Annotated in this window: 24 protein-coding genes; 8 read left to right on the top strand and 16 right to left on the bottom strand. The window is 60.9% G+C overall.

Annotation, left to right across the window (positions count from 1 at the left end; translation table 11 throughout):
- Window positions 1–46: 46 nt before the first annotated feature.
- Window positions 47–859 (bottom strand): prolipoprotein diacylglyceryl transferase, encoded by an 813-nt coding sequence (lgt, locus tag F2S13_RS01335; RefSeq protein WP_166358240.1) that lies wholly within the window; start codon window positions 857–859, stop codon window positions 47–49.
- A 13-nt stretch (window positions 860–872) separates the two neighbouring features.
- Window positions 873–1,655: a sulfite exporter TauE/SafE family protein gene (locus F2S13_RS01340; protein ID WP_166358242.1), complete on the bottom strand. Its 783-nt coding sequence runs from the start codon at window positions 1,653–1,655 to the stop codon at window positions 873–875.
- Window positions 1,656–1,772: 117 nt separating this feature from the next.
- Between F2S13_RS01340 and F2S13_RS01345 the strand changes: the two genes are divergently transcribed.
- Window positions 1,773–2,519 (top strand): NRDE family protein, encoded by a 747-nt coding sequence (locus F2S13_RS01345; RefSeq protein ID WP_166358244.1) that lies wholly within the window; start codon window positions 1,773–1,775, stop codon window positions 2,517–2,519.
- 115 nt (window positions 2,520–2,634) lie between these two features.
- On the opposite strand, the gene ptsP is transcribed toward F2S13_RS01345, so the two are convergent.
- On the bottom strand, window positions 2,635–4,914 hold the full coding sequence (gene ptsP / locus F2S13_RS01350; protein WP_166358246.1) for a phosphoenolpyruvate--protein phosphotransferase: 2,280 nt from the start codon (window positions 4,912–4,914) through the stop codon (window positions 2,635–2,637).
- A gap of 22 nt (window positions 4,915–4,936) precedes the next feature.
- Window positions 4,937–5,416, bottom strand: a complete 480-nt coding sequence (locus F2S13_RS01355; protein WP_166358248.1) for an RNA pyrophosphohydrolase — start codon at window positions 5,414–5,416, stop codon at window positions 4,937–4,939.
- Between the two features lie 140 nt (window positions 5,417–5,556).
- On the opposite strand from F2S13_RS01355, the gene F2S13_RS01360 reads away from it, so the two are divergent.
- Window positions 5,557–6,213 carry a histidinol-phosphatase gene (locus F2S13_RS01360; RefSeq protein ID WP_166358250.1) on the top strand — a complete coding sequence of 219 codons (657 nt, stop codon included), beginning with the start codon at window positions 5,557–5,559 and terminating at the stop codon, window positions 6,211–6,213.
- Between the two features lie 136 nt (window positions 6,214–6,349).
- Here F2S13_RS01360 and F2S13_RS01365 read toward each other — a convergent pair whose 3' ends face one another.
- Both F2S13_RS01365 and ilvA read right to left on the bottom strand, forming a co-directional pair.
- Complete coding sequence (locus F2S13_RS01365) at window positions 6,350–6,778, bottom strand: DUF2269 domain-containing protein (RefSeq protein WP_166358252.1); 429 nt, start codon at window positions 6,776–6,778, stop codon at window positions 6,350–6,352.
- A 39-nt stretch (window positions 6,779–6,817) separates the two neighbouring features.
- Window positions 6,818–8,332, bottom strand: coding sequence for a threonine ammonia-lyase, biosynthetic (gene ilvA, locus F2S13_RS01370; protein WP_166358254.1), 1,515 nt, complete (start codon window positions 8,330–8,332; stop codon window positions 6,818–6,820).
- Between the two features lie 145 nt (window positions 8,333–8,477).
- Here ilvA and rpiA point away from each other — a divergent pair, with 145 nt between their 5' ends.
- Window positions 8,478–9,149, top strand: coding sequence for a ribose-5-phosphate isomerase RpiA (gene rpiA, locus F2S13_RS01375; RefSeq protein ID WP_166358256.1), 672 nt, complete (start codon window positions 8,478–8,480; stop codon window positions 9,147–9,149).
- Window positions 9,150–9,292: 143 nt separating this feature from the next.
- Here the strand turns inward: rpiA and F2S13_RS01380 are convergent, their stop codons facing one another.
- The 3 genes from F2S13_RS01380 to F2S13_RS01390 form a co-directional block, all read right to left on the bottom strand.
- Window positions 9,293–10,228, bottom strand: coding sequence for an SdiA-regulated domain-containing protein (locus tag F2S13_RS01380; protein WP_166358258.1), 936 nt, complete (start codon window positions 10,226–10,228; stop codon window positions 9,293–9,295).
- A 75-nt stretch (window positions 10,229–10,303) separates the two neighbouring features.
- Window positions 10,304–10,969: a fumarylacetoacetate hydrolase family protein gene (locus F2S13_RS01385; protein WP_166358260.1), complete on the bottom strand. Its 666-nt coding sequence runs from the start codon at window positions 10,967–10,969 to the stop codon at window positions 10,304–10,306.
- 47 nt (window positions 10,970–11,016) lie between these two features.
- Window positions 11,017–12,414 (bottom strand): FAD-binding oxidoreductase, encoded by a 1,398-nt coding sequence (locus F2S13_RS01390; RefSeq protein WP_166358262.1) that lies wholly within the window; start codon window positions 12,412–12,414, stop codon window positions 11,017–11,019.
- A 171-nt stretch (window positions 12,415–12,585) separates the two neighbouring features.
- Between F2S13_RS01390 and serA the strand changes: the two genes are divergently transcribed.
- Window positions 12,586–13,815 carry a phosphoglycerate dehydrogenase gene (serA, locus tag F2S13_RS01395; RefSeq protein ID WP_166358264.1) on the top strand — a complete coding sequence of 410 codons (1,230 nt, stop codon included), beginning with the start codon at window positions 12,586–12,588 and terminating at the stop codon, window positions 13,813–13,815.
- Between the two features lie 59 nt (window positions 13,816–13,874).
- Here the strand turns inward: serA and F2S13_RS01400 are convergent, their stop codons facing one another.
- Window positions 13,875–14,312, bottom strand: a complete 438-nt coding sequence (locus tag F2S13_RS01400) for a DUF4399 domain-containing protein (RefSeq protein WP_166358266.1) — start codon at window positions 14,310–14,312, stop codon at window positions 13,875–13,877.
- 229 nt (window positions 14,313–14,541) lie between these two features.
- On the opposite strand from F2S13_RS01400, the gene F2S13_RS01405 reads away from it, so the two are divergent.
- Window positions 14,542–15,213: a transporter substrate-binding domain-containing protein gene (locus tag F2S13_RS01405; protein WP_166358268.1), complete on the top strand. Its 672-nt coding sequence runs from the start codon at window positions 14,542–14,544 to the stop codon at window positions 15,211–15,213.
- Here the strand turns inward: F2S13_RS01405 and F2S13_RS01410 are convergent.
- Window positions 15,210–15,698: a 2-thiouracil desulfurase family protein gene (locus F2S13_RS01410; RefSeq protein ID WP_166358270.1), complete on the bottom strand. Its 489-nt coding sequence runs from the start codon at window positions 15,696–15,698 to the stop codon at window positions 15,210–15,212. The two genes, F2S13_RS01405 and F2S13_RS01410, sit on opposite strands and share 4 nt — an antisense overlap.
- A 1-nt stretch (window position 15,699) precedes the next feature.
- Window positions 15,700–16,332, bottom strand: coding sequence for a 2OG-Fe(II) oxygenase (locus tag F2S13_RS01415; protein ID WP_166358474.1), 633 nt, complete (start codon window positions 16,330–16,332; stop codon window positions 15,700–15,702).
- Between the two features lie 96 nt (window positions 16,333–16,428).
- Here F2S13_RS01415 and F2S13_RS01420 point away from each other — a divergent pair, with 96 nt between their 5' ends.
- Window positions 16,429–17,190, top strand: coding sequence for a DUF2059 domain-containing protein (locus tag F2S13_RS01420; RefSeq protein WP_166358272.1), 762 nt, complete (start codon window positions 16,429–16,431; stop codon window positions 17,188–17,190).
- Window positions 17,191–17,193: 3 nt separating this feature from the next.
- On the opposite strand, the gene bipL is transcribed toward F2S13_RS01420, so the two are convergent.
- A complete protein-coding gene (bipL, locus tag F2S13_RS01425) occupies window positions 17,194–18,135 on the bottom strand; it encodes a phospholipase BipL (RefSeq protein ID WP_166358274.1) in 942 nt (313 codons plus the stop codon).
- A 111-nt stretch (window positions 18,136–18,246) separates the two neighbouring features.
- Here bipL and F2S13_RS01430 point away from each other — a divergent pair, with 111 nt between their 5' ends.
- Together F2S13_RS01430 and F2S13_RS01435 are read left to right on the top strand one after the other, a co-directional pair.
- The gene (locus tag F2S13_RS01430) at window positions 18,247–18,819 is read left to right on the top strand and encodes a DUF6436 domain-containing protein (RefSeq protein WP_166358276.1); all 573 of its coding nucleotides are present in this window, start codon (window positions 18,247–18,249) and stop codon (window positions 18,817–18,819) included.
- Between the two features lie 12 nt (window positions 18,820–18,831).
- The gene (locus tag F2S13_RS01435; protein ID WP_166358278.1) at window positions 18,832–21,222 is read left to right on the top strand and encodes a penicillin acylase family protein; all 2,391 of its coding nucleotides are present in this window, start codon (window positions 18,832–18,834) and stop codon (window positions 21,220–21,222) included.
- A gap of 133 nt (window positions 21,223–21,355) precedes the next feature.
- On the opposite strand, the gene F2S13_RS01440 is transcribed toward F2S13_RS01435, so the two are convergent.
- From F2S13_RS01440 to potA, 3 genes are read right to left on the bottom strand one after another with little or no spacing between them, the layout of a single operon-like run.
- Window positions 21,356–22,246 carry an ABC transporter permease subunit gene (locus F2S13_RS01440; protein WP_166358280.1) on the bottom strand — a complete coding sequence of 297 codons (891 nt, stop codon included), beginning with the start codon at window positions 22,244–22,246 and terminating at the stop codon, window positions 21,356–21,358.
- Entirely contained in the window at window positions 22,243–23,163 is a 921-nt protein-coding gene (locus tag F2S13_RS01445; RefSeq protein ID WP_166358282.1) for an ABC transporter permease subunit, read from the bottom strand. The genes F2S13_RS01440 and F2S13_RS01445 overlap by 4 nt, the downstream gene beginning before the upstream one ends.
- Window positions 23,160–24,302, bottom strand: coding sequence for a polyamine ABC transporter ATP-binding protein (gene potA, locus F2S13_RS01450; RefSeq protein WP_166358284.1), 1,143 nt, complete (start codon window positions 24,300–24,302; stop codon window positions 23,160–23,162). Before potA ends, F2S13_RS01445 begins: the two co-directional genes overlap by 4 nt.
- Window positions 24,303–24,330 lie beyond the last annotated feature (28 nt).

The following is a 24,330-nucleotide window of genomic DNA, read 5'->3' on the forward strand; positions in this document are numbered from 1 at the left end:
CTTACCTGTATCGATGAAGGCAGGGGACCAGCCCCTGCCTTGCGTATTAGAGCGCAGCGCCTTTGGCCGACGGGGTACGGTGATAGGCCCACCACAGCAGGCCGAGGCCACCGAGGATCATCGGCAGGCAGAGCACCTGGCCCATGGTCAGCCAGCCGAAGGCCAGGTAACCGAGTTGGGCATCCGGCACCCGTACGAATTCCACGGCGAAACGGAAAATGCCGTAGAACAGCGCGAACATGCCGGAAATGGCCATGGTTGGCCGAGGTTTGCGCGAGAACAGCCAAAGGATAACGAAAAGTGCCACGCCTTCTAAAGCGAACTGGTAAAGCTGCGACGGATGGCGTGGCAACTGCGCCGGATCGCTGAAGGGCGGGAAGATCATTGCCCACGGCAGATCGGTCGGCTTACCCCACAGTTCGGCGTTGATGAAGTTACCGATACGACCGGCACCCAGGCCGATCGGCACCACTGGGGCAATGAAGTCCATCAGCTCGAAGAATGACTTGTTGTTGCGCTTACCGAACCACAAGGTCGCCAGCATCACGCCGATGAAACCGCCGTGGAACGACATGCCGCCCTTCCAGACCTCGAAGATCAGCGCAGGATTGGCGATGTAGGCTTCCAGATCATAGAACAAAACATAACCCAGGCGCCCACCGACAATGACCCCCATGGCCACCCAGAACACCATGTCGGAGAGTTTCTCCTTGGTCCAGGTCGGGTCGAAGCCGTGCAGGCGGCGGGAGCACAGCAGCCAGGCGCTGCCGATGCCGATCAGGTACATCAGGCCGTACCAATGGATTTTCAGCGGGCCGATAGCCAGGGCCACAGGATCGATCTGCGGGTAAGGCAGCATGATGACTCCTTCGTTAGAGCAAGAAACTCAAGCCGACACAGAACAACAGTGCGGCAAACAGCCGTTTGAGCAGTCGCGGCGACAGTCTGTGCGCCAGGCGAGCACCGTAACGGGCGAAAAACATGCTGGTCAGGGCAATCCCCAGCAATGCCGGTAAATAGACGAAACCCAGGCTATGCGCCGGCAACAAGGGATCATGCCAGCCCAGAACCATGAAACTCAGGGCACTGGCGACCGCAATGGGAAAGCCGCAGGCCGACGACGTCGCCACCGCTTGCTGCACGGGCAGGCTGCGCCAGGTCAGGAAGGGCACCGTCAGCGAACCACCACCGATACCGAAAATTGCCGATGCCCAGCCAATCACCGTGCCGGCCAGGGTCAGGCCGCCTTTGCCGGGCACGCCGCGGCTGGCCTTGGGCTTGAGATCCAGGGCCATTTGCAGTGCGACCACCAGGGCAAATACACCGATGATCTTCTGCAAGTACGGGCCCTGAATCGCCGAAGCGGTCTTGGCACCGAAACCTGCACCGATCAGGATGCCCAGGGTCATCCAGATGAAAATCGGCCATTGCACCGCACCCTTGCGATGATGCTCGCGCACGGCATTGATCGAGGTGAACACAATGGTCGCCAGAGATGTCCCGACCGCCAGGTGGGTCAACACCGACGCATCGAAACCCTGCAAGGTGAAACTGAACACCAGCACCGGCACAATAATGATGCCGCCGCCCACGCCAAAGAGTCCGGCCAGCACGCCGGCGCAGGCGCCGAGCACCAGATAGAGCAGAAATTCCATCGTCGCCCCCCAAATCAGTCCGGCATGGTAACGGAAGGAGGGCCTTCGGCTCTACTGGCCACGGTTGGAACGCAAGCAATCTGTGCGTAGAGTGACGGAAAACACGGGGAAAGGCCTATGTGTCTGATTGTTTTCGCCTGGCGACCCGGCCATGCCCAACCGCTGGTCGTCGCTGCAAACCGCGATGAATTCTATGCCCGCCCAAGTCAGCCGCTGGGGCCGTGGCAAGACGTTAGTGGCGTGTACGCCGGCCGCGACCTTGAAGCCGGTGGCACCTGGCTGGGCATTGGCCCCCAGGGGCGGTTCGCGGCACTGACCAATATCCGCAACCCCGGGCAACCGCTGGGCTTGCGCTCGCGTGGCGAACTGGTGGCGCAGTATCTCGCTGGAGATTTGTCGGTAGAACAGTATTTAGTCGATGTTGCGCGACGTTCAGCGGAATATTCCGGTTTTAACCTGCTGGTTGGGAACAGCCGGCAACTGGGGTATCTCAACGCCACACAGCCCACGCCGCGCTTGCTGGGCGAAGGTGTGTATGGGCTTTCCAACGCCATGCTCGATACACCGTGGCCGAAACTGCGAAAGGCCAAGGCCGCATTGCAGGAGCAATTGCACGACCCGCAGCCCGGGGGTTTGCTGGCGTTGCTCGGCGATCCGCAGACGGCACCGGAGGCCGAGCTGCCCGATACGGGCGTGGGGCTGGCTACCGAGAACCTGCTGTCGAGCGTGTTTATTGCCAGCCAGGCCTATGGAACGCGGGCCAGCACGGCGCTGATCGTCAATGCCGATGGGTCGCGGCGAATGGTTGAGCGCAGTTTTGGGCCGTATGGCGGGCATTTGGGGGAGGTTGAGTTGCAACTGTAGCCGCTGCCGAAGGCTGCGCTCGACCGCGAAGCGGGCGCAAATTTTCCAGGCCGCCAAGAGGTCCTTCGGACCTCAGCGCAGCCTGCGGCAGCGGCTACATGCGGGCGCGTCGCCTTTACAAGGTCTTCGGCGCCGCCGGATTGATCATCCGCGCCAACCCGAGGTTCTTCAACGCCAATTGCAGCGAACTGTGGATAACCTGCGGGTTGTCGATGGTCATCAATTGCGCCAACAGTTCCTTGGCCTTGCCCATGCTGATCTGGCGCAGCATCCACTTCACTTTCGGCAAGTTGGTGGCGTTCATCGACAGGCTGTCGAAGCCCATCGCCATCAACAGCACGGCAGCCGCCGGGTCGCCGGCCATTTCGCCGCAGATACTCACAGGCTTGCCTTCTGCATGAGCGTCTCTTACCACCGTCTGCAAGGCCTGCAGCACGGCAGGGTGCATGTAGTCGTACAGATCGGCCACCCGCGGGTTGTTGCGGTCTACGGCCAGCAGGTATTGGGTCAGGTCGTTGGAGCCGACCGACAGGAAGTCGACCTGCCGCGCCAGTTCCTTGGTCTGATAAACCGCCGCCGGAATCTCGATCATCACCCCGACCGGAGGCATCGGCACATCGGTGCCTTCATCGCGCACTTCGCCCCAGGCACGGTGAATCAGATGCAGGGCCTCTTCGAGCTCGTGGATGCCGGAAATCATCGGCAGCAGGATGCGCAGGTTGTTCAGCCCCTCGCTGGCCTTGAGCATGGCCCGGGTCTGTACCAGGAAGATTTCCGGATGATCGAGGGTCACGCGGATGCCGCGCCAACCCAGGAACGGGTTGTCTTCCTTGATCGGGAAATAGGACAGGGCCTTGTCACCGCCGATGTCCAGGCTGCGCATGGTCACCGGCAAGGGGTGGAACGCCGCCAGCTGCTCGCGGTAGATCGCCAGCTGCTCCTTCTCGCTGGGGAAGCGCTGGTTGATCATGAACGGTACTTCGGTGCGGTACAGTCCCACGCCCTCGGCGCCGCGCTGCTGGGCACGCGCCACATCGGCGAGCAGGCCGGTGTTGACCCACAGCGGCATGCGATGGCCATCGAGGGTCACGCAGGGCAGTTCGCGCAGGGCATCGAGCCCCTGGGCCAACTGGCGCTCCTCTTCGACCACATCGGCAAATTGCTTGCTGAGGATATCGCTGGGGTTGGTATACACCTCGCCGTGATAGCCATCGACGATCATCTTGATGCCGTCGACCTTGGAATACGGCAGGTCGACCAGGCCCATCACCGTCGGAATGCCCATGGCCCGGGCCAGGATCGCAACGTGGGAGTTACCCGAACCGAGTACCGAGACCAGGCCGGCCAGCTTGCCTTCGGGCACCTCGCCGAGCATCGCCGGCGTCAGTTCCTCGCTGATCAGAATGGTATTGTCGGGGTAGACCAGCGATTGCTGGCGTGCCTCCTGCAGGTAGGCCAGAAGGCGACGACCGAGGTCCTTCACGTCCGACGCGCGCTCGCGCAGATAGGCGTCGTCCATCAGCTCGAAGCGGTTGACGTGCTCGGTGACGACCTGGCGCAAGGAGCCCTGGGCCCACTGGCCGGTCTGGATCACCTTGGTCACTTCGCCGCCCAGGGCGGCATCGTCGAGCATCATCAGGTAAACATCGAACAACGCACGCTCTTCAGGCCGCAGCTGGGTGGCCAGCTTGGCCGAGAGGTTGCGCATGTCACTGCGCACGCCTTCAAGGGCGGTATTGAATAACTGAAGTTCGGCGTCGATGTCAGTGACGGCCTTGTCCGGCACTACGTCCAGGTCGGCCGGAGGCAGCATCACCACAGCCGTACCGACGGCCGCACCGGGCGATCCCGGTACGCCGACAAACTTGGCTTCCTGGATGCCCTTGCCCTGGCGCCCCAGGCCACGAATGGAACCTGTCGCCTCGGCATGGGCGATAACCCCGGCCAATTGGGCGCTCATGGTCACCAGGAAGGCTTCTTCGCCCTCGTCGAACTGGCGCCGCTCCTTTTGCTGGATAACCAACACGCCGACCACGCGACGGTGGTGGATGATCGGTGCGCCCAGGAAAGAGGCGTAGCGCTCTTCACCGGTCTCGGCAAAGTAGCGATAGCGCGGGTGATCGGCGGCGTTCTCGAGGTTCAGCGGCTCTTCGCGGGTACCGACCAGACCCACCAAACCTTCATTGGGGGCCATGCTGACCTTGCCGATCGAGCGCTTGTTCAAGCCCTCGGTGGCCATCAGGACGAAACGATTGGTTTCGGGGTCGAGCAGATAGACCGAGCAGACCTGGCTGCTCATGGCCTCTTTAACGCGCAACACAATGATCCCCAACGCCGTCTTGAGATCCTTGGCGGAGTTAACTTCCTGGACGATCTTGCGCAGCGTATTGAGCATGGCTCGGGGTCGAACTCCGTCGTCAGTCGCGCGCTAACAGGCGCGGGGCAAGCTCTTTGAGAGCGCGGCGGTAAACCTCGCGCTTGAATGTCACCACCTGGCCCAACGGATACCAATAGCTGACCCAGCGCCAGCCATCGAATTCCGGTTTACCGGTCAAATCCATCCGCACCCGCTGCTCATTGGAAACCAGGCGCAGGAGAAACCACTTCTGTTTCTGGCCGATGCACAGCGGTTGGCTGTGGGTGCGGACCAGGCGTTGGGGTAAACGATAACGCAACCAGCCACGAGTGCAGGCAAGAATTTCAACATCCTGCCGTTCAAGGCCCACTTCTTCATTCAGCTCACGGTACAAGGCATCTTCCGGCGTCTCCTGGGGGTTGATACCACCCTGGGGAAACTGCCAGGCATCTTGATTGATACGCCGAGCCCATAGCACCTGTCCGGCATCATTCGTCAGAATGATCCCGACATTGGGGCGAAAACCATCGGGGTCGATCACGGCAGCAACCTCGCAAACGCATGTCCCCGCATTGTTCCACAAAGGTCGTGAAGGCAGCAACGAGGCTTCATACCTTATGTGCACTGATGTGAAAAGTCCGTATTCTGTGGGCCTTTTCCAGTTTTTCAGCGAGCAACTTCATGCGCCTGGCTTTATTCGATCTCGACAACACACTGCTTGGCGGCGATAGCGACCACGCCTGGGGCGATTATCTCTGTGCACGCGGCATTCTCGACCCGGTCGAATACAAGGCTCGCAACGACGAGTTCTATCAGCATTACCTGGCGGGCAAGCTGGACCTGACCGATTACCTGAACTTCTGCCTGGCAATCCTCGGCCGTACCGACATGGCGCAACTGGATAAATGGCACCGGGATTTCATGCGCGACTGTGTCGAGCCGATCGTGCTGCCCCAGGGCCTGGAACTGCTGGACAAGCACCGGGCCGCCGGCGACAAGCTAGTGATCATCACCGCCACCAATCGTTTCGTGACCGGGCCTATCGCCGAGCGACTGGGCGTGGAAACCCTGCTGGCCACCGAATGCGAAATGCTGGATGGCCGCTACACCGGGCGCAGTACCGATGTACCGTGTTTTCGGGAAGGCAAGGTGACGCGGATCAATCGCTGGCTGGAAGAGAACGGGTTCAATCTCGAGGACAGCTACTTCTATAGCGACTCGATGAACGATTTGCCCTTGCTGGAACAGGTGACCCACCCGGTGGCCGTGGACCCGGATCCGAATCTGCGGGCCGAGGCCGAGAAGCGTGGCTGGCGGGTGATGTCATTGCGCGACTGATATCGCGATTCCCTCGTTCCCACGCTCCGCGTGGGAATGCCGCGCCAGACGCTCCCGCGTCGACCTGCCGCAACGCAGAGCGTCGCAAGATGCATTCCCACGCAGAGCGTGGGAACGAGACGACGAGCCTTGACCTTTAAACCGGCTTGGCGCCCATCAATCCGGCGATGGCGATAAAGCAGGCAAAGCTGAACACCGCCAGCGCAGCAGTGAACTTCAAGTTGCTCGCCGCCTGCGCGACACGCAGACGGTTGAGCCGCGCCAGCAGCCAGAAACACGCCAGCATCGCAAGGGTGTAGAGCACACTGGATGCCAACAGCCAGGTCTGCCCCAACGGCCAGCCCACCCGATGTACCATCTCCCACCCCGTGATCGGCATGCTCACCAGCGCGAGCCCCATCAGCAACCAGACGAACACCCGCGGCCGTTGCAACAGGCGGGCGTAGGCCGTCGAGTCACCGTTGCGACGCGTGCGCCAAAGCCAGATCGCCAGCCCCAGAGCCCCCACCAGAAACAGTGCCGTCGCTCCGATATGAGCAATTCTCAGGGAGGTCAGCGTTTCCATCGTTCAATCTCCTTATAACCTGCCCATCAGCGTAGACACTCAGCCAAGGAACAGCTGATACGCCGGATTGTCGCTCTCGTCCCAATACGGATAACCGATCGCGGCCAGGGCCTCCGGCACCAGGTGGCGCTCATCGGCCGGTACTTGCAGGCCTGCCACCACGCGGCCATCGGCAGCGCCGTGGTTGCGGTAGTGGAACATCGAAATATTCCAGCGCCCGCCCAGTTTGTGCAGGAAGTTGAACAACGCCCCCGGACGCTCCGGGAACTCAAAGCGGAATACCACTTCATCGCTGACTCGCACCGCATGCCCGCCGACCATATGACGGATGTGCAACTTGGCCAGTTCGTTGTCAGTCAGGTCCAGTACCGGGAAGCCCTGTTCGGTCAGGCTGCTGATCAGGGCGCTGCGCGGGTCGTTTTCGGGATGGGTCTGCACCCCCACGAAAATGTGCGCTTCACGATCGGTGTGGTAGCGGTAATTGAACTCAGTCAGCTGGCGTTTGCCGATGGCTTCGCAGAAGGCCTTGAAGCTGCCGGCCTTCTCCGGAATGGTCACGGCAATGATCGCCTCACGGCCCTCGCCCAGTTCGGCGCGTTCGGCCACATGGCGCAGACGGTCGAAGTTGACGTTGGCGCCCGAATCGATGGCAACCAGCGTTTGCCCGGTGGCACCGGTCAGTTCCACGTATTTCTTGATCCCGGCCACGCCCAGCGCGCCTGCAGGCTCGGTGATCGAACGGGTGTCGTCGTAGATATCCTTGATCGCCGCACAGATCTCGTCGCTGCTGACGGTAATGACCTCGTCGACATAGTCCTTGCAGACGTCGAAGGTGTGCTGGCCGATCTGGGCCACCGCCACGCCATCGGCAAACAACCCGACCTGGCTCAGCACCACACGCTCGCCGGCGGCCATGGCCGCTTGCAGGCAATTGGAGTCATCGGGCTCGACGCCAATGACCTTGATCTCCGGACGCAGGTATTTCACGTAGGCTGCGATGCCCGCAATCAAGCCGCCGCCACCGACCGGCACAAAGATCGCGTCCAGTTGCCCGGGATGCTGACGGAGGATTTCCATCGCGACGGTGCCTTGCCCGGCGATGGTGTCAGGATCATCGTAGGGGTGGATATAGACGTAGCCCTTCTCTTCGACCAGCTTGAGCGAATAGGCCAACGCCTCCGGGAAGGAATCCCCGTGCAGCACGACCTTGCCACCGCGCGAGCGCACGCCTTCGACCTTGATTTCAGGCGTGGTCTTGGGCATGACGATGGTCGCCTTGATGCCCAGTTCCCGGGCCGCCAGGGCCACGCCCTGGGCGTGATTGCCTGCCGACGCCGTGACCACGCCGCGCGCCAGTTCCGCCGGGCTCAACTGCGCCATCTTGTTGTACGCGCCACGAATCTTGAAGGAGAACACGGGCTGCAAGTCTTCGCGCTTGAGCAGAACGTTGTTGCTCAGGCGCTTGGAGAGTTGGCCGGCGGCCTGCAAGGGGGTTTCCACGGCAACGTCGTAAACGCGCGAGGTGAGGATCTTCTTGACGTACTGTTCGAGCATCGGGAAAGCATCACTGGCGGAAGGGGCAAGACCCCGGAGTCTAACTCACCGCCGAGCCGGGCGACCACCGCAAGCCAAGGATTTGGCGCTCATTGCCGCTATACTAGATGCCTTTCAGATTCTCCTTGCCCGTTCCGGAGCCCGCATGACCCAGGATCAACTCAAACAAGCCGTCGCCCAGGCCGCGGTCGACTTCATTCTGCCCAAGCTCGACGACAAGAGCATCGTCGGAGTGGGTACCGGTTCGACCGCCAACTGCTTCATCGACGCCCTGGCCCAGCACAAGGGCGCCTTCGACGGCGCAGTCGCCAGCTCTGAGGCCACCGCTGCCCGCCTCAAGGGTCACGGGATTCCAGTCTATGAACTCAACACTGTCAGCGATCTGGAGTTCTACGTCGACGGCGCCGACGAAAGCAACGAACACCTGGCATTGATCAAAGGCGGCGGCGCAGCCCTGACCCGCGAAAAGATCGTTGCAGCAGTGGCCAAGACTTTCATCTGCATCGCCGATGGCAGCAAGCTGGTGCCTGTGCTCGGCGCATTCCCGCTGCCCGTGGAAGTGATCCCGATGGCTCGCAGTCACGTAGCTCGGCAGTTGGTGAAACTGGGCGGCGACCCGGTTTACCGTGAAGGCGTGATTACCGATAACGGCAATATCATCCTTGATGTGTATAACCTGCAGATCACCAACCCGGTGGAGCTGGAAAGCCAGATCAATGCGATCGTTGGGGTGGTGACGAACGGTTTGTTTGCGGCGCGTCCGGCGGATTTGCTGTTGCTGGGGACGGCTGAGGGTGTGAAGACGTTGCGTAACTGAGCTTGCCAGGGCGGCGACCGCTTTGCGGTCGATCGCTGGCAAGCCAGCTCCCACAGGGGCACTGCAATCCACAGATATCTGGTTTGACATAAAATACTGTGGGAGCGGGCTTGCCCGCGATGAGGCCCTAAGGCCCGTATATCTCACTCAGGCTTACGAAACCGATAAAACAGGTTCGGCTCACTGACCATATACAGATTCCCCTTCTCATCCATCGCCACCCCTTCAGCCCGCGGAATGGTCTTCTTCAAACCATTGAATCCGCCCAGCAGGCTGATAAAGCTGACGTACTCCCCCTCCTCATCAATCTCCAGCAGCATGTGCGAATCGGCCGAAAGCGCCAGCGTGTGCCCCGTGCGCTGATCGATGGTCAACGCCGACAAGTTGCGCATATCGAGCTCTTCATTCGCCACACGCTGCTTGTCGCCCGTCAGCTTCCCGTTACCGTCGCTTTTCCAGGTGAACAATGCCGGCGGACGCTCCTCACCCAGCAGCAGACGCTGGTTGTGCGGATCCCAGGCGACACCTTCGAAGGCTTTGTTCTGGTTCTTCGAGGGGCCGAGATCAAATTGAGGGAAATCGGCCACATTCAGTGTCGTGGTATCGGCAGCCACTGTGACGATGGTGATCTTGTGATCACGCTCATCGACGATCGCCAGCTTGCCGTTATCCAGCACCGCGACGCCTTCGGGATTGCTCCAGCCGACCAGCGGTATCTTGCGTAGCACGTTACCCTCGAGGGTCAGCTCGACCAGGAAAGGATTCTTGCCCATTACCGAGAACAAGGTCTTGCTTTGGGGGTTGTATGAAAGGTCGGAGGCTTCGTCCTGCTCCATCCCCGGCAGCAGCTTGGCATCGATATCGGCCCGATAATCGGGCAGCCAGATACTCGCCTCTCGCTCGGGCATGCTCGCGAAGCGCTCCTGCACCCAGAGCAGGCCACGGTCATCCCAGTGCATGGCCGCAGCAACGCCATACCCAACCGCGCCAACCAGCAACAACCATGAATACCAACGCATTGCGAAGCGGCGCTTTCGAGGGCTCGAAGCGCTTTGGACCGGACGGGAGGGGGTGGCCATCGATGATTTTCCTGAATTTTTATACTTCTGGAGTGTAAGCACCGCCGGCACCGATCGCTGCCGGCGGCAGGTACATCAGAGCACGCGACTCTCGAAACGACTGGCGCCTGGCAGCTCCAGGACCATCTCATCGCCCGGATTGAGCGGGCCGACGCCGGCAGGGGTGCCGGTCAGGATCACATCGCCGGCCTGCAGGGAGAACTGCGCCGCCATGTGCTGGATCATCGGCACGATCGGGTTGAGCATCAACTCGCTGTTGCCGTCCTGGCGGACCTCACCATTAATGGTCAGGCGAATACCGATGTTGGTCGTGTCAGGGAAAGTGCTCGAGGCGACGAAGGGTGCGAGCACGCAAGCGCCATCGAACGACTTGGCCAACTCCCACGGCAGGCCCTTTTCCTTGAGCTTTGCCTGAAGATCGCGCAGTGTCAGGTCCAGGGCCGGGGCATAACCGGAAATGGCGTCGAGGACCTCTTCCTTGCTCGGGCGGGTCGACAGCGACTTGCCCAGCAGCACTGCGATTTCCGCTTCGTAGTGCACCGAGCCACGCTCGGTCGGAATCTTGAAGCCACCTTCCAACGGCACCACGCAGCTACCCGGCTTGATGAACAGCAGGGGCTCGGTCGGCACCGGGTTATTCAGCTCTTTTGCGTGTTCAGCGTAGTTGCGCCCAATACACACCACTTTTCCCAGAGGATAGTGAATACGCGTTCCATCGACATACTGGTGCTGATAGCTCATTCCCGACTCCTGGATCTATTGAGTGCTGATGCTTGGGGCGAAGCGATTCACTCGACGGCGAAGATTTTGCCCGGGTTCATGATCCCGTTCGGGTCGAACACGGCCTTCACTGCCTTCATGTACTCGATTTCAACCGGCGAACGGCTGTAAGTCAGGTAATCGCGCTTGGTCATACCGACGCCGTGTTCCGCCGAAATTGAGCCGTTGTATTTCTGGACGGTTTCGAACACCCATTTGTTGACCGTGGCGCACTTGGCAAAGAACTCGTCCTTGCTCAGGTTTTCCGGCTTGAGGATGTTCAGGTGCAGGTTGCCGTCACCGATATGGCCGAACCAGACGATTTCGAAGTCCGGGTAGTGTTTGCCGACGATCGCATCGATATCCTTCAAGAACGCCGGCACTTTCGACACGGTCACCGAAATGTCGTTCTTGTATGGGGTCCAGTGGGAGATGGTTTCGGAGATGTACTCGCGCAACTTCCACAGGTTCTGCAACTGCTGCTCGCTCTGGCTCATCACGCCATCGACCACCCAGCCCTGCTCCACGCAGTGCTCGAAGGTCGCCAGGGCATCGTTGGCCACCTCTTCGGTGGTCGCTTCGAATTCCAGCAGGGCGTAGAACGGGCAATCGGTTTCGAAAGGCGCCGGCACGTCGCCGCGTGCCAATACCTTGGCCAGGGCCTTGTCGGAGAAAAACTCGAAGGCAGTCAGGTCGAGCTTGTTCTGGAAGGCGTGCAGTACCGGCATGATCGAGTCGAAATCGCTGGTGCCCAGCACCATGGCGGTCAGGTTCTTCGGTGCACGATCCAGGCGCATGGTGGCTTCGACAACAAAGCCCAGGGTGCCTTCGGCGCCAATGAACAACTGACGCAGATCGTAGCCGGTGGCGTTCTTGATCAGGTCCTTGTTCAATTCGAGCAGATCGCCCTTGCCGGTCACGACCTTCATGCCGGCCACCCAGTTACGAGTCATGCCGTAGCGAATAACCTTGATCCCGCCGGCATTTGTACCGATGTTGCCGCCAATCTGGCTGGAACCAGCAGAAGCGAAGTCAACCGGGTAGTACAGGCCCTTTTCTTCGGCCAGGTTCTGCAATTGCTCGGTGACCACGCCTGGCTGGCAAACCGCAGTGCGATCCACGGCGTTGAATTCCAGCACCTGGTTCATGTAGTCGAAGGCCACCACGACTTCACCGTTGGCCGCGACCGCTGCCGCAGACAGGCCGGTGCGACCGCCCGATGGCACCAGTGCGACCTTGTGCTGGTTGGCCCAGCGCACGATGGCCTGGACCTGCTCGGTGGTTTTCGGAAATACGATCGCCAGCGGTGCCGGCGCGAAATGCTTGGTCCAATCCTTACCGTAAGCATCGAGGGAGGCGGCGTCGGTCAGCACCTTGCCAGGCTCAACCAGGGTCTTCAGCTCATCAATCAGGGCAGGATTGGTCATCAGGAGAACTCTCGAACAATTCATAGTCACCCTGAGCACTCTTCACGTGCCAGGGATGGGCGTATCAAGGGGTGCATATGCTAGCATACGCACCCCGCTAATCGAGCTTCAGGCCGATCCGCGAAAGCTCCACTTCCTGCCATTTTTTCTCCGGGACACAGGTTTACGCAGATGAGCAAGACTTCCCTCGATAAGAGCAAGATCAAGTTCCTTCTTCTCGAAGGCGTCCACCAATCCGCCGTGGACGTCCTCAAGGCCGCCGGGTACACCAGCATCGAGTACCTCACCGGTTCTCTGCCGGAAGCCGAGCTGAAGGAAAAGATCGCCGACGCCCACTTCATCGGCATCCGTTCGCGCACCCAGCTGACCGAAGAAATTTTCGACTGTGCCAAGAAACTGGTCGCTGTCGGCTGTTTCTGCATCGGCACCAACCAGGTCGACCTCTCCGCTGCCCGCGAACGCGGCATCGCAGTGTTCAACGCGCCTTACTCCAACACCCGTTCGGTTGCCGAGCTGGTGCTGGCAGAAGCCATCCTGTTGCTGCGCGGCATCCCCGAGAAGAACGCTTCCTGCCACCGTGGCGGCTGGATCAAGAGCGCAGCCAACTCCTTCGAAATCCGCGGTAAAAAGCTGGGTATCGTCGGTTATGGCTCGATCGGTACGCAATTGTCGGTACTGGCTGAAGGCTTGGGCATGCAGGTGTTCTTCTATGACACCATCACCAAGCTGCCACTGGGCAACGCCACCCAGGTGGGCAGCCTGACCGAACTGCTGGGCATGTCCGACATCGTATCCCTGCACGTACCGGAAACCGCTGCGACCCAGTGGATGATCGGCGAGAAGGAAATTCGCGCCATCAAGAAGGGCGGCATCCTGATCAACGCCGCACGTGGCACCGTGGTCGAACTGGACGCCCTGGCCGACGCCATCAAGGACAAGCACCTGATCGGCGCGGCCATCGACGTGTTCCCGGTCGAGCCGCGCTCGAACGACGAAGAGTTCGAAAGCCCGCTGCGTGGCCTGGACAACGTGATCCTGACCCCGCACATCGGTGGCTCGACCGCAGAAGCACAGGCCAACATCGGCCTGGAAGTTGCCGAAAAACTGGTCAAGTACAGCGACAACGGTACTTCGGTGTCTTCGGTCAACTTCCCGGAAGTGGCCCTGCCAGCTCACCCTGGCAAGCACCGCCTGCTGCACATCCACGAGAACATCCCGGGCGTGTTGAGCGAGATCAACAAGGTCTTCGCCGAAAACAGCATCAACATCTCCGGTCAGTTCCTGCAGACCAACGAGAAAGTCGGCTACGTGGTTATCGACGTCGATGCCGAGTACTCGGACCTGGCGCAAGAAAAGCTGCAGCACATCAAGGGCACTATCCGTTCCCGTGTACTGTTCTAAGTATTGATGCTCCATGAAAAAGGGAGGCCCGCGGGCCTCCCTTTTTTGTGCGCCAATATTTACTGAACGTTGACAGTGATCTTCTGCGATTCCACCGCAGGCTTGAACGGTACATGATTCTGGTCACCTAACAGCAGCTGCAAGGTGTGCTTGCCCGGGGCCAAGGTCAGGGTCGTCTCGGTCTGCGCCTTGCCGAAGTGCAGGATATGATCGGTTACCGGTAGCGGCTTGTCGCTCTCGGGCTGATCGGCCAGATCTACCAGCAGATGGTGGTGACCTGTGCCAGGAATGGCGTCGGCAGCGGGCGCGAGCTTCATTCCCTCGATGCCGAATTTGACGGTAAAGGTTTTGTCTACGGTGGCACCATCGGCCGGGGACTCAATAAACACCTTGGCACCCGCTGGTGCTACCTGGCTTTGCAGGCCCTCGGCCACCGCCAACACGGACATTCCCATCAATAGGCCAGCAAGGGCAACACGCGATACTAGACGCTTCATTCGCTTCTCCTTCGATCCATTTAAGAAATATCCTACGAAACTGATCTCGAACAAACCGTTACCATAGTTGAACTGATCCAAAACATGTGCGGTATCTGCCAGCCTGACAAATTATTTAAAAAGGTCGGCTAACAACTATCCTGCAATGTGGTCCTAGCAACGTTCGACCCCGACAAACGAAAAAGCCGGGGCGGAGTCGTTTTTACTTTAATGAAAAAAAGGGGCGCAGATGCGTTTTACCACAGGGATTCTGCTTGCAGCCCTCTTGAGCCCATTGGCTCACGCCGAATTGTCCGATGATGTGTATGAGCGGCGCGAGCTTCGTATTGCCGTACAAGCCGACTCTCCTCCGTTCACGTTCAAGGAAGACGACAGATGGACGGGTTTCGAGATCGAGCTGGGACGCATGTTGGCGCGCGAACTGGACGTCGAAGCCTCGTTTATCGAGACCGACTCCGCCGAATTACTGGCTGGGGTTGAAAGCGGCAAGTACGACATCGCCCTGAACCATATCTCGGCGACGCCCGAACTCAAGAGCCTCGTGGATTTCAGCGAGCCTTACAGTGATTTCAATGCCCAGGCGATAGTCCACAAGGAAGCAAAACGCTCTCCCGACACCGCCGAACACCTGAAGGGTCTGTCCTTGAGCGCAGCCCAGCCCAGTCAGTTCGCGGAGAAATTGCAGGTAGTCCCGGCCGAAACGACTGTCAGCAAATTGCCTGCCGAGGAAGACATCGTGGCAGGCCCGAAACCGAGCCTGGTCATTCCCTTCCAGAAAGGTAATCCGGCCTTTGCCGGTGCCGTGGATAGAGCCCTGCAGCGCATGAAAGCCGATGGTCGCCTGGCTGCCTTGTCGGAAAAATGGTTCGGCTCGGCTGCAAGCAAACCGCAGAAGCCCTAAGCCTCCAGCTTTTCCAACGCCAATGCCGCCGCGGGAAGCTCCAGCTCACTGAAAACCTGGAGCCCTTCGCGGCGCAGCAACGCCGTGGTGACACCCTCGCCACTGACCTTGGTCCCGCTGAAGGTGCCATCATAGGTCAGCCGATTACCGCAGGAAGGGCTGCCAGACTTGAGTATTGCAATGCCGATGCCGTGCTTGCGTACCAGCTGCAAGGCCAGTTCGGCGCCGGCGAGAAATGCCGCGCTGACGTCTTCCCCGCCAACGGTCAGCACCTGCACCTGCCCATCGAGCACATCACCACCCTGCCCACCGGGAATCTCCGCCGGTGGCCGTGGCGTCGGCAAACCGCCCGCCACTTCCGGGCACACCACGACCAGTCGACCCTCCTGTTGCCAGAGCGCCAACTGATCGAAAGGCCCGCCGCCCTTGCCGTCATAACGTACGGGATGGCCCAGCAGGCAAGCACTCACCAATATCTTCTGCATTTCAAAATGGCTCGTTGCCTCGACGGCGAAACCAGCCCGTCAACGACAGGCGCTCGCGGCTGGCGGGCAGTACCTCGTGCGGGACCTCTCCGGAAAGAAACACCACCAGGCATCCACCGGTTGGCGTCACGTCATGGTGCACGCCTTCTTCAAGGTGCATGCGCAGCTCACCGCCATGCTCGGGCAACCAGGCCTGGTTGAGGTAGACGACCGCCGAGACCACGCGCCGGTTGTCGTCACGAAAGCGGTCGACATGCTTGCGATAGAATGCACCCGGCGGATACAGGGCGAAATGACTTTCGTAGTCTTCCAACCCCAGGAACAAACCGCGATTGAGGGCCTCGCGCAAGCTGTCCATCAGGTCCAGATAACGATCGCACGCGTCGGTCTGGCCAGGTTCCAGCCACTGGATATGGTCACCGCGGATGCCTTCGCGAATTTCCTGGGCAGGGCCGCGGCCGACGGCCGCCGGCGCCAGTTCACCTTCGGCAGCACGTTTACGGCACTCGGCCGCAAGCTCCCGGGTCAAGGATTCGGGAAGAAAGATATTCTGTTGCGACCAGCCGCGAGTGGCCAGGTCGTCGACAATACGTAACAGCAGTGGATGATCGGGAGATATTTGCATGCCGCGCATAGTATCCATACGCCCGTCAAACCGACAGAGCCACTTGGCTGCTCGACAAAGCCCCGCCCTGCCACGGACAATAGCGGTCTGCTGACAGGAGTCCCTATGCGCCGCTTGCTATTCGTACTGATGATGTTCTGCACCCTGCCGGCCTGGGCAGACAGCCATGACCAGTTGTACAAGGTCGCCGGCTGGCCAGAACAACGCGCGCATTTCACCGATGCTCTCGACGCAGCTCAGCAACGCTACCGCAATAGCCTGCCTCCGGCCGTCTTCCAGGCGCTGGTCGACAACAGCAGCCAACGCTTCGCCCCCCAGGCAATGGATCAGCGTGCCGAAGCGCATTTACGCAAAAACCTCGCGAACCCGGCACCGGCCTTGCAGTTTTTCCAGTCACCGCTCGGGCGCAAGATCGTTGCCGCCGAGCTGCTGGCAACCCGGCGTGATCAACTGGCAAAAAATGCCCAGGGCTTGCCACATATAGAAGCCAGTGCCACCCGCGCGTTGCTGATCGGGCATCTGGCAAAGGCGTTGCCTGCTCGCGAGGCCGGTGCCGAGGTCAGCCTGGCGATTGCCGGCGTGGCCGCCGACAGCCTCAGCCAGATGCTCCCGGGCCTGCTGGGCGGCGGCCAGGCCCAAGGCATGCTCGATGGCCAGCGCCAGCGCCTGATGGAGCAAATCGGCAACGATCTGGACAATACCTTGCTGTATGTCTACCGCGACCTGTCCGATGCGGAACTGGAAGAGTTCGCCAATTTCGCCGAGTCTCCCGACGGCAAGGCCTACTATCAGGCGGCGCTGGCGGCCATTCGCGCCGGCCTCGCGGTCGGCCAAAGCACCTCCAGCCTGAAACAGACCGGCAACTGACGCTCAGTCGAAGTGCTGATCGAGGAAATCGAAATAACGCGTACGGATCGCCGGCAGCTCATTGGCCAGGTGATGCCGCGCTTCGGGTAACAGCAAGACCTTCGGGCCTGCGAACTTGTGCTTGAGCACGCTCAGGTTGTGCGGCCAATCCACGGTCATGTCCGCTTGCCCTTGCACGATCAACGGTGCCCGCAGACTGGCCGGCGCTGCTTCGATGTAACTGACCCAGCGGATCAAGGCCCCGACCCAGGCGGTCGGCAGGCGTAGCGGCTGCAGCGGATCGGCCTGCAGAAACGGCAGGAAGGTCGGGTCGTTGGTGTTCTCGCTGAAACGGCGCTCGATACCTTTGACGAACGGCTTGAGCAGCCGGTAGCTGAATTTGGACCAGGACCAGGCGCGCGGCCGGACCAGCGGCGCCAGCAGGACGACCTGCCCCTGCGCCGGGCTGCCCGCGCCCTTGTGCAGCAGATGGTCGATCACAATGGCGCCGCCCGTACTCTGCCCGAACAAGTGCCAGGGTTGTGGCAGATCCAGCGCTTTGGCTTCATTGAACAGGGCCTCCAGCGTGTGCTGGTAGTGCGCAAAATCGTCGATGCTGGCGCGCTCGCCGCTCGACAGGCCATGGCCTGGCAAATCGCAGGAAATCACCGCGAAACCACGTGCCAACGCCCAATCGACCACGTGCCGATACAGCCCCATGTGATCATAGAAACCGTGCAGCAAAAACAGCGTCGCCACAGGAGCCGGCGGGCGCCAGACCTGGCCAACCAGGGTAAACCCCGGCACCTCGAAGCGTCCCAGCCAGCTGTGCGCCCTGTCCTGGCGCTCAGCCAAGTCCAACCCGTAAAAGCGCTGATAGGCCAGCCCCTGCTGCGACAGCGGCTGCATGGCAGCCAACGGCGGCAGGCTGGCACGCAAGGCGTCGGGTTGAAACATCGCAGACATAGAGGCTTCCGAACCAGGGCGCAACGCGCCGAATTCAAGGGACAGGCCTCTGATATTCATCTGTCCGCGCAAGCATGGCAAGCTAGGCGCCCCGTTTCGGATGGATCCAGCATGCCCCCGCACCGCCGCAAGACCATTATTGCCAGCCTCTGCGCCCTGCTTTGCGCTGCCGGGCTATGGGCGGCCTACGACTGGTTCCAGGGCCGCTACATCCGCCCCTTCGACAACCAGACGGCGCTGTTTTCCGGCGACATGCTCAATCTGCCCGCCGAACTGGCAGGACCAGGCCCCATCCGGCTAGTGCATTTCTGGGACCCCGCCTGCCCATGCAACGTCGGCAACCAGCAGCACCTGGGGGAATTGATCGAGCATTTCGCCCCGCAAGGCGCGGTGTTCTATGCCGTGCAAAAGCCCGGCACGCGCGGCCAACTGCCCGCCAACCTCAGCGCGCTCAAGCCCTTGCCCGGCCTGCCCGGCTCGGAACACCTGCCCGCCAGCCCTGCCGTGGCGATCTGGGATCGCAATGGAAAACTGGCTTACTTCGGGCCATACAGCGAAGGGGCGACCTGCAACTCCAAGAACAGTTTTATCGAACCGATCCTCCAGGCGTTGAGCGAAGGCCGCCCGGTAAACGCAACCCACACCCTGGCTGTGGGTTGCTATTGTCCGTGGCAGGCACACTAATAAGGAATTGCGATGAAACGCCGGCTGTCCCTTCTCGCCATCGTCGTAGCCGCCATGGCCGTTGGCGGTGGCACCTGGTATGTGCAAAGCAAACAGCCCGTGCGTGACGGCGAAGTCGCCGTGGCGCATTTGCAGTCACCGGTCAGCGTGCGCTATGACGCCCGCGGCGTGCCGCATATCCAGGCGCAGAACGAGGCCGATCTATACCGCGCGCTGGGCTACGTACACGCCCAGGACCGGCTGTTCCAGATGGAGGTCATGCGCCGCCTGGCCCGGGGCGAGCTGGCCGAAGTGCTGGGCGCCAAGATGGTCGACACCGACCGGCTGTTCCGCAGCCTGCGCATCCGCGAACAAGCGAAAGTCGTGGTTGATCGCCAGGACAAGCAGTCCCCGGCCTGGAAGGCGCTGCAAGCGTATCTGGAAGGCGTAAACGCCTGGCAGGACTCGCATCCCCGGCCGCTGGAGTTCGACGTCCTGGGCATCCCCAGCCGACCGTTCAGCGCCGAAGACACCATCAGCGTCGCCGGTTACATGGCCTACAGCTTTGCCGCCGCCTTTCGCACCGAGCCGCTGCTGACCTACATTCGCGACCAACTGGGTCCTGAATACCTGAAAGTGTTCGATCTCGACTGGCACCCTGAAGGTGTCCTGCAAAAGGCACCGCCATTGAGTGCAAATGACTGGAAGAGCCTCAACAGCCTCGCACGCCTGAGCGACCAGGCCATGGTCGAGGCTGGCCTGCCACAGTTCGAAGGCAGCAATGCCTGGGCCGTGGCCGGCAGCCGCACGCACAGTGGCAAGCCGCTGCTGGCCGGCGATCCACATATACGCTTCGCCGTTCCCGCAGTCTGGTACGAAGCACAGTTATCGGCACCAGGCTTCGAGCTGTATGGCTATCACCAGGCGCTCAACCCCTTCGCGTCGCTGGGGCATAACCTGGACTTCGGCTGGAGCCTGACCATGTTCCAGAACGACGACATCGACCTGATCGCCGAAAAGGTCAACCCCGACAACCCCGAACAAGTCTGGTACCACGGTCAGTGGGTTGACATGACCCGCAGCGAAACGCAGATTGCCGTGAAGAATGCCGAGCCGGTCACGGTCACGCTGCGCAGGACACCGCACGGCCCGGTCGTTAATGACGTGCTCGGCCCTAACGCCGGGACCACGCCGATCGCGATGTGGTGGTCGTTCCTGGAAACCGAGAACCCGATTCTCGATGGCTTCTACCAGATCAACCGCGCCGACAGCCTCGAAAAAATGCGCAGCGCCGCCGCCAAGGTCCAGGCCCCCGGCCTGAATCTGGTCTGGGCCAACGCCCCGGGCGATATCGGCTGGTGGGCCGCTGCGCAATTGCCGATCCGCCCGGCCGGGGTCAACCCGGCGTTCATTCTCGACGGCACCACCGCTGATGCCGACAAGCTCGGGTTCTACCCGTTCAGCGCCAACCCTCAGGAAGAAAACCCCGCGCGCGGCTACGTTGTCTCGGCCAACTTCCAGCCAGTGTCCCCAACGGCCATGGAAATCCCGGGTTACTACAACCTGGCCGATCGTGGCCAGCAGCTCAACAAACAGTTGGGTGATGACAGCGTGAAGTGGGACCTGCAGAACAGTCGGCAGCTGCAACTGGGAACTACAACCGCTTATGGCCCAAGAACCCTCGCACCGCTGCTGCCTGTGTTGCGTGAGGTGGTGGTCGAGCCCGGCGAGAAAGCGCTACTGGAACAGTTGGCCGCCTGGCAAGGCGACTACCCGCTGGACTCGGTAAGCGCCACCCTGTTCAACCAGTTGCTCTATGCACTCAGCCGCTCGGCCATGCAGGATGAACTCGGCGATGCGCTATTCGACACCCTGCTTTCGACCCGCGTGATCGATGCCGCCCTGCCACGCCTGGCAGCGGATGCCGACTCCCCCTGGTGGGATGATCACGGCTCACCGAGCCACGGCAGCCGCACCGATGCGGTCAAGCACGCCTGGGACAGCAGCATCGCGCACTTGCGCACAACCCTGGGCAACAACCCTGCCGACTGGCAATGGGGCAAGGCGCACACCCTCACCCACAACCACCCGCTGGGCACGCAGAAGCCCCTGGACCGACTGTTCAACGTCGGCCCCTTCGCCGCACCGGGCAGCCACGAAGTGCCGAACAACCTGTCAGCCAAAATCGGCCCGGCGCCCTGGCCTGTGACCTATGGGCCGTCCACACGCCGGCTGATCGACTTCGCCGACCCGGCGCATGCCTTGACCGTCAACCCGGTGGGGCAGAGTGGCGTGCGCTTTGACCGGCATTATGCGGATCAGGCACAGGAGTATATCGAGGGGGGGTATCAGCAGGTGCTGATGGAGGAGAAGGATGTGGCGGGAGGGACTGTGAGCACGTTGAGGTTGGTGCCAGGCTCATAACCTCGTCAACCTCGTTCCCACGCTCCGCGTGGGAATGCAGTGCCCGACGCTCCAGCGTCATCCCGGGACGCGGAGCGTCCCAAGAGGCATTCCCACGCGGAGCGTGGGGACGAGGGTACGAGGGGCTGAAGCCTTACACCGAAACCGGTGCCGCAGCCCGACGCGCATCCGGCTGCTTCCACGAATCGGCAGCGCCTTCTTCGATGGCCTGCTGGATCGCACGGCGACGACGCTCTTCGGCCTGACGGCTGAAGAACCAGACCAGGAAAGTCACCAGCGAGACCGCCAACAGGATCAGGCTGGCCACGGCGTTGATTTCCGGCTTCACGCCCAGGCGCACGGCAGAGAAGACTTCCATCGGCAAGGTGGTCGAGCCGGGACCGGAAACGAAGCTGGCCAACACCAGGTCGTCCAGCGACAGGGCGAAGGACATCATGCCACCCGCTGCCAGTGACGGCGCGATCATCGGGATGGTGATCAGGAAGAACACCTTCCACGGCCGCGCACCGAGATCCATGGCGGCCTCTTCGATGGACAGGTCCAGCTCACGCAGGCGCGCCGACACCACGACCGCCACATAGGCGGCGCAGAACGTGGTGTGAGCGATCCAGATGGTCACGATGCCCCGCTCCTGCGGCCAGCCGATCATCTGCGCCATGGCCACGAACAACAGCAACAGCGACAGACCGGTGATCACCTCGGGCATTACCAGCGGCGCGGTCACCAGGCCACCGAACAGCGTGCGCCCCTTGAAGCGGGTCACACGGGTCAGGACGAAGGCGGCCAGCGTGCCCAGCGCCACAGCCGCAATGGCCGTGTAGCAGGCGATTTCCAGGGAGCGCACCACCGAGCTCATCAGTTGAGTGTTATCGGCAAGGCCGATGTACCACTTCACCGACCAGCCACCCCAGACCGTCACCAGTTTGGAGGCGTTGAACGAATAGATGACCAGGATCAGCATGGGCAGGTAGATGAACAACAGGCCCAACACCAGCATCAGGCTGGAGAATTTAAAACGCTTCATGCCCGGCCCTCCATCTCTTTGGCCTGACTACGGTTGAAGAGCAGAATCGGCACGATCAGGATCGCCAGCATCACCACCGCCAGGGCAGAGGCTACCGGCCAGTCGCGGTTGTTGAAGAACTCTTGCCACAACACCTTACCGATCATCAAGGTTTCCGGGCCACCCAGCAGTTCCGGGATAACGAACTCACCCACCACCGGGATGAACACCAGCATGCAACCGGCGACGATGCCGTTCTTGGCCAGCGGCACGGTGATTTTCCAGAAGTTGTTGAAGTTGCTCGAGCCCAGGTCCGACGCGGCTTCGAGCAGGCTCTGGTCGTGTTTGACCAGGTTGGCGTACAACGGCAGGATCATGAACGGCAGGTAGGAATACACCACGCCGATATAGACCGCCAGGTTCGTGTTGAGAATCTGCAAGGGTTGATCGATCAGCCCCAGCCACAACAGGAAGGCATTGAGCAGGCCGTTGTTGCTGAGGATGCCCATCCAGGCGTACACACGAATCAGGATCGCCGTCCAGGTCGGCATCATGATCAGCAGCAGCAGGACCGTCTGGCGCTCCGGACGGGCCTTGGAGATGGCATAGGCCATCGGGAAACCGACCAGAAGGCACAGGATCGTGCTGAAGAGGGCAATTCTCAGGGAACCGAGATACGCCGAAATATACAGTTCGTCATCGCCCAGCATCGCGTAGTTGCCCAGGTTGAGCACCAACTCGATTTTCTGTTCAACGAAGTTGTAGATCTCGGTGTATGGCGGAATGGCCACGTCGGCTTCGGCGAAGCTGATCTTCAGGACGATGAAGAACGGCAGCATGAAGAACAGGAACAGCCAGAGAAACGGCACGCCGATGACAAACTGGCGACCGCCGGGCGTTATTCGTTCCAGGGCACGTTTGAGCTTTCGAATTTTCATGAGCGAAGTACCACGCCGCTGTCATCTTCCCACCACACATAGACCTGATCGTCCCAGGTAGGACGCGTACCACGGCGCTCGGCGTTGGCCACGAAGGATTGCACCAGCTTGCCGCAGGGCAATTCGACATAGAAGACCGAGTGGCCACCCAGGTAAGCGATATCGTGAACCTTGCCGCGCGACCAGTTGTACTGGCCCTCAGGCTGCTCGGTGGTGACCAGCAGTTTTTCCGGACGGATCGCATAGGTGATCTTCTTGTCCTGCACCGACGTGCTGACGCCGTGGCCGACATAGATATTGCGCTCAAGCTCGGGGCTTGCGATCAGCGCATGGCCCTCGGCATCCTCGACCACTTCACCATCGAACAGGTTGACGTTACCGATGAACTCGCACACCAGGCGGCTGGTCGGGGTTTCATAGATATCGATCGGGCTGCCGATCTGGGCGATCCAGCCCAGGTGCATGATGGCGATGCGCTGGGCCATGGTCATGGCCTCTTCCTGGTCGTGGGTCACCATGACGCAGGTCACGCCGACGCGCTCGATGATTTCCACCAACTCGAGCTGCATCTGCGAGCGCAGTTTCTTGTCCAGTGCACCCATGGGCTCGTCGAGCAGCAGCAGCTTCGGACGCTTGGCCAGGGAACGGGCCAGGGCAACACGCTGACGCTGACCACCGGACAATTGATGCGGCTTGCGCTTGGCATATTGGCTCATCTGCACCAGCTTGAGCATCTCGGCCACGCGGGCATCGATTTCAGCCGCAGGGATCTTGTCCTGCTTGAGGCCGAAGGCAATGTTCTGCGCCACGGTCATGTGCGGGAACAGTGCATAGGACTGGAACATCATGTTGATCGGCCGCTCGTAGGGCGGCATTTCGGTGATGTCCACGCCATCGAGGAAGATACGCCCCTCGGTCGGCCGCTCGAAACCGGCCAACATGCGCAGCAAGGTGGATTTACCCGAACCAGAACCGCCGAGCAGGGCGAAAATCTCGCCCTTGTTGATTTGCAGGGACACATCGTCCACGGCAATCGTCTCGTCGAACTTCTTCGTGACCCGGTCGATTTTGACCAGCACCTGCTTGGGTTGCTGGTCGCCCTCGAGGGCTTTCTTATAGGCACCGGAGGCAACTGCCATTAACGAAACTCCCAACAAATTTGCAGCC

Origin of the sequence: Pseudomonas akapageensis, assembly GCF_011355085.1 — a bacterium.
GTDB lineage: Bacteria > Pseudomonadota > Gammaproteobacteria > Pseudomonadales > Pseudomonadaceae > Aquipseudomonas > Aquipseudomonas akapageensis.

Bases quoted from the DNA above. Each gene is read 5' to 3' on its own strand.
- lgt (WP_166358240.1), bottom strand. From the start codon at position 859: ATGCTGCCTTACCCGCAGATCGATCCTGTGGCCCTGGCTATCGGCCCG.
- F2S13_RS01340 (WP_166358242.1), bottom strand. From the start codon at position 1,655: ATGGAATTTCTGCTCTATCTGGTGCTCGGCGCCTGCGCCGGCGTGCTG.
- F2S13_RS01345 (WP_166358244.1), top strand. From the start codon at position 1,773: ATGTGTCTGATTGTTTTCGCCTGGCGACCCGGCCATGCCCAACCGCTG.
- ptsP (WP_166358246.1), bottom strand. From the start codon at position 4,914: ATGCTCAATACGCTGCGCAAGATCGTCCAGGAAGTTAACTCCGCCAAG.
- F2S13_RS01360 (WP_166358250.1), top strand. From the start codon at position 5,557: ATGCGCCTGGCTTTATTCGATCTCGACAACACACTGCTTGGCGGCGAT.
- F2S13_RS01365 (WP_166358252.1), bottom strand. From the start codon at position 6,778: ATGGAAACGCTGACCTCCCTGAGAATTGCTCATATCGGAGCGACGGCA.
- ilvA (WP_166358254.1), bottom strand. From the start codon at position 8,332: ATGCTCGAACAGTACGTCAAGAAGATCCTCACCTCGCGCGTTTACGAC.
- rpiA (WP_166358256.1), top strand. From the start codon at position 8,478: ATGACCCAGGATCAACTCAAACAAGCCGTCGCCCAGGCCGCGGTCGAC.
- F2S13_RS01380 (WP_166358258.1), bottom strand. From the start codon at position 10,228: ATGGCCACCCCCTCCCGTCCGGTCCAAAGCGCTTCGAGCCCTCGAAAG.
- F2S13_RS01385 (WP_166358260.1), bottom strand. From the start codon at position 10,969: ATGAGCTATCAGCACCAGTATGTCGATGGAACGCGTATTCACTATCCT.
- F2S13_RS01390 (WP_166358262.1), bottom strand. From the start codon at position 12,414: ATGACCAATCCTGCCCTGATTGATGAGCTGAAGACCCTGGTTGAGCCT.
- serA (WP_166358264.1), top strand. From the start codon at position 12,586: ATGAGCAAGACTTCCCTCGATAAGAGCAAGATCAAGTTCCTTCTTCTC.
- F2S13_RS01400 (WP_166358266.1), bottom strand. From the start codon at position 14,312: ATGAAGCGTCTAGTATCGCGTGTTGCCCTTGCTGGCCTATTGATGGGA.
- F2S13_RS01405 (WP_166358268.1), top strand. From the start codon at position 14,542: ATGCGTTTTACCACAGGGATTCTGCTTGCAGCCCTCTTGAGCCCATTG.
- F2S13_RS01410 (WP_166358270.1), bottom strand. From the start codon at position 15,698: ATGCAGAAGATATTGGTGAGTGCTTGCCTGCTGGGCCATCCCGTACGT.
- F2S13_RS01415 (WP_166358474.1), bottom strand. From the start codon at position 16,332: ATGCGCGGCATGCAAATATCTCCCGATCATCCACTGCTGTTACGTATT.
- F2S13_RS01420 (WP_166358272.1), top strand. From the start codon at position 16,429: ATGCGCCGCTTGCTATTCGTACTGATGATGTTCTGCACCCTGCCGGCC.
- bipL (WP_166358274.1), bottom strand. From the start codon at position 18,135: ATGTCTGCGATGTTTCAACCCGACGCCTTGCGTGCCAGCCTGCCGCCG.
- F2S13_RS01430 (WP_166358276.1), top strand. From the start codon at position 18,247: ATGCCCCCGCACCGCCGCAAGACCATTATTGCCAGCCTCTGCGCCCTG.
- F2S13_RS01435 (WP_166358278.1), top strand. From the start codon at position 18,832: ATGAAACGCCGGCTGTCCCTTCTCGCCATCGTCGTAGCCGCCATGGCC.
- F2S13_RS01440 (WP_166358280.1), bottom strand. From the start codon at position 22,246: ATGAAGCGTTTTAAATTCTCCAGCCTGATGCTGGTGTTGGGCCTGTTG.
- F2S13_RS01445 (WP_166358282.1), bottom strand. From the start codon at position 23,163: ATGAAAATTCGAAAGCTCAAACGTGCCCTGGAACGAATAACGCCCGGC.
- potA (WP_166358284.1), bottom strand. From the start codon at position 24,302: ATGGCAGTTGCCTCCGGTGCCTATAAGAAAGCCCTCGAGGGCGACCAG.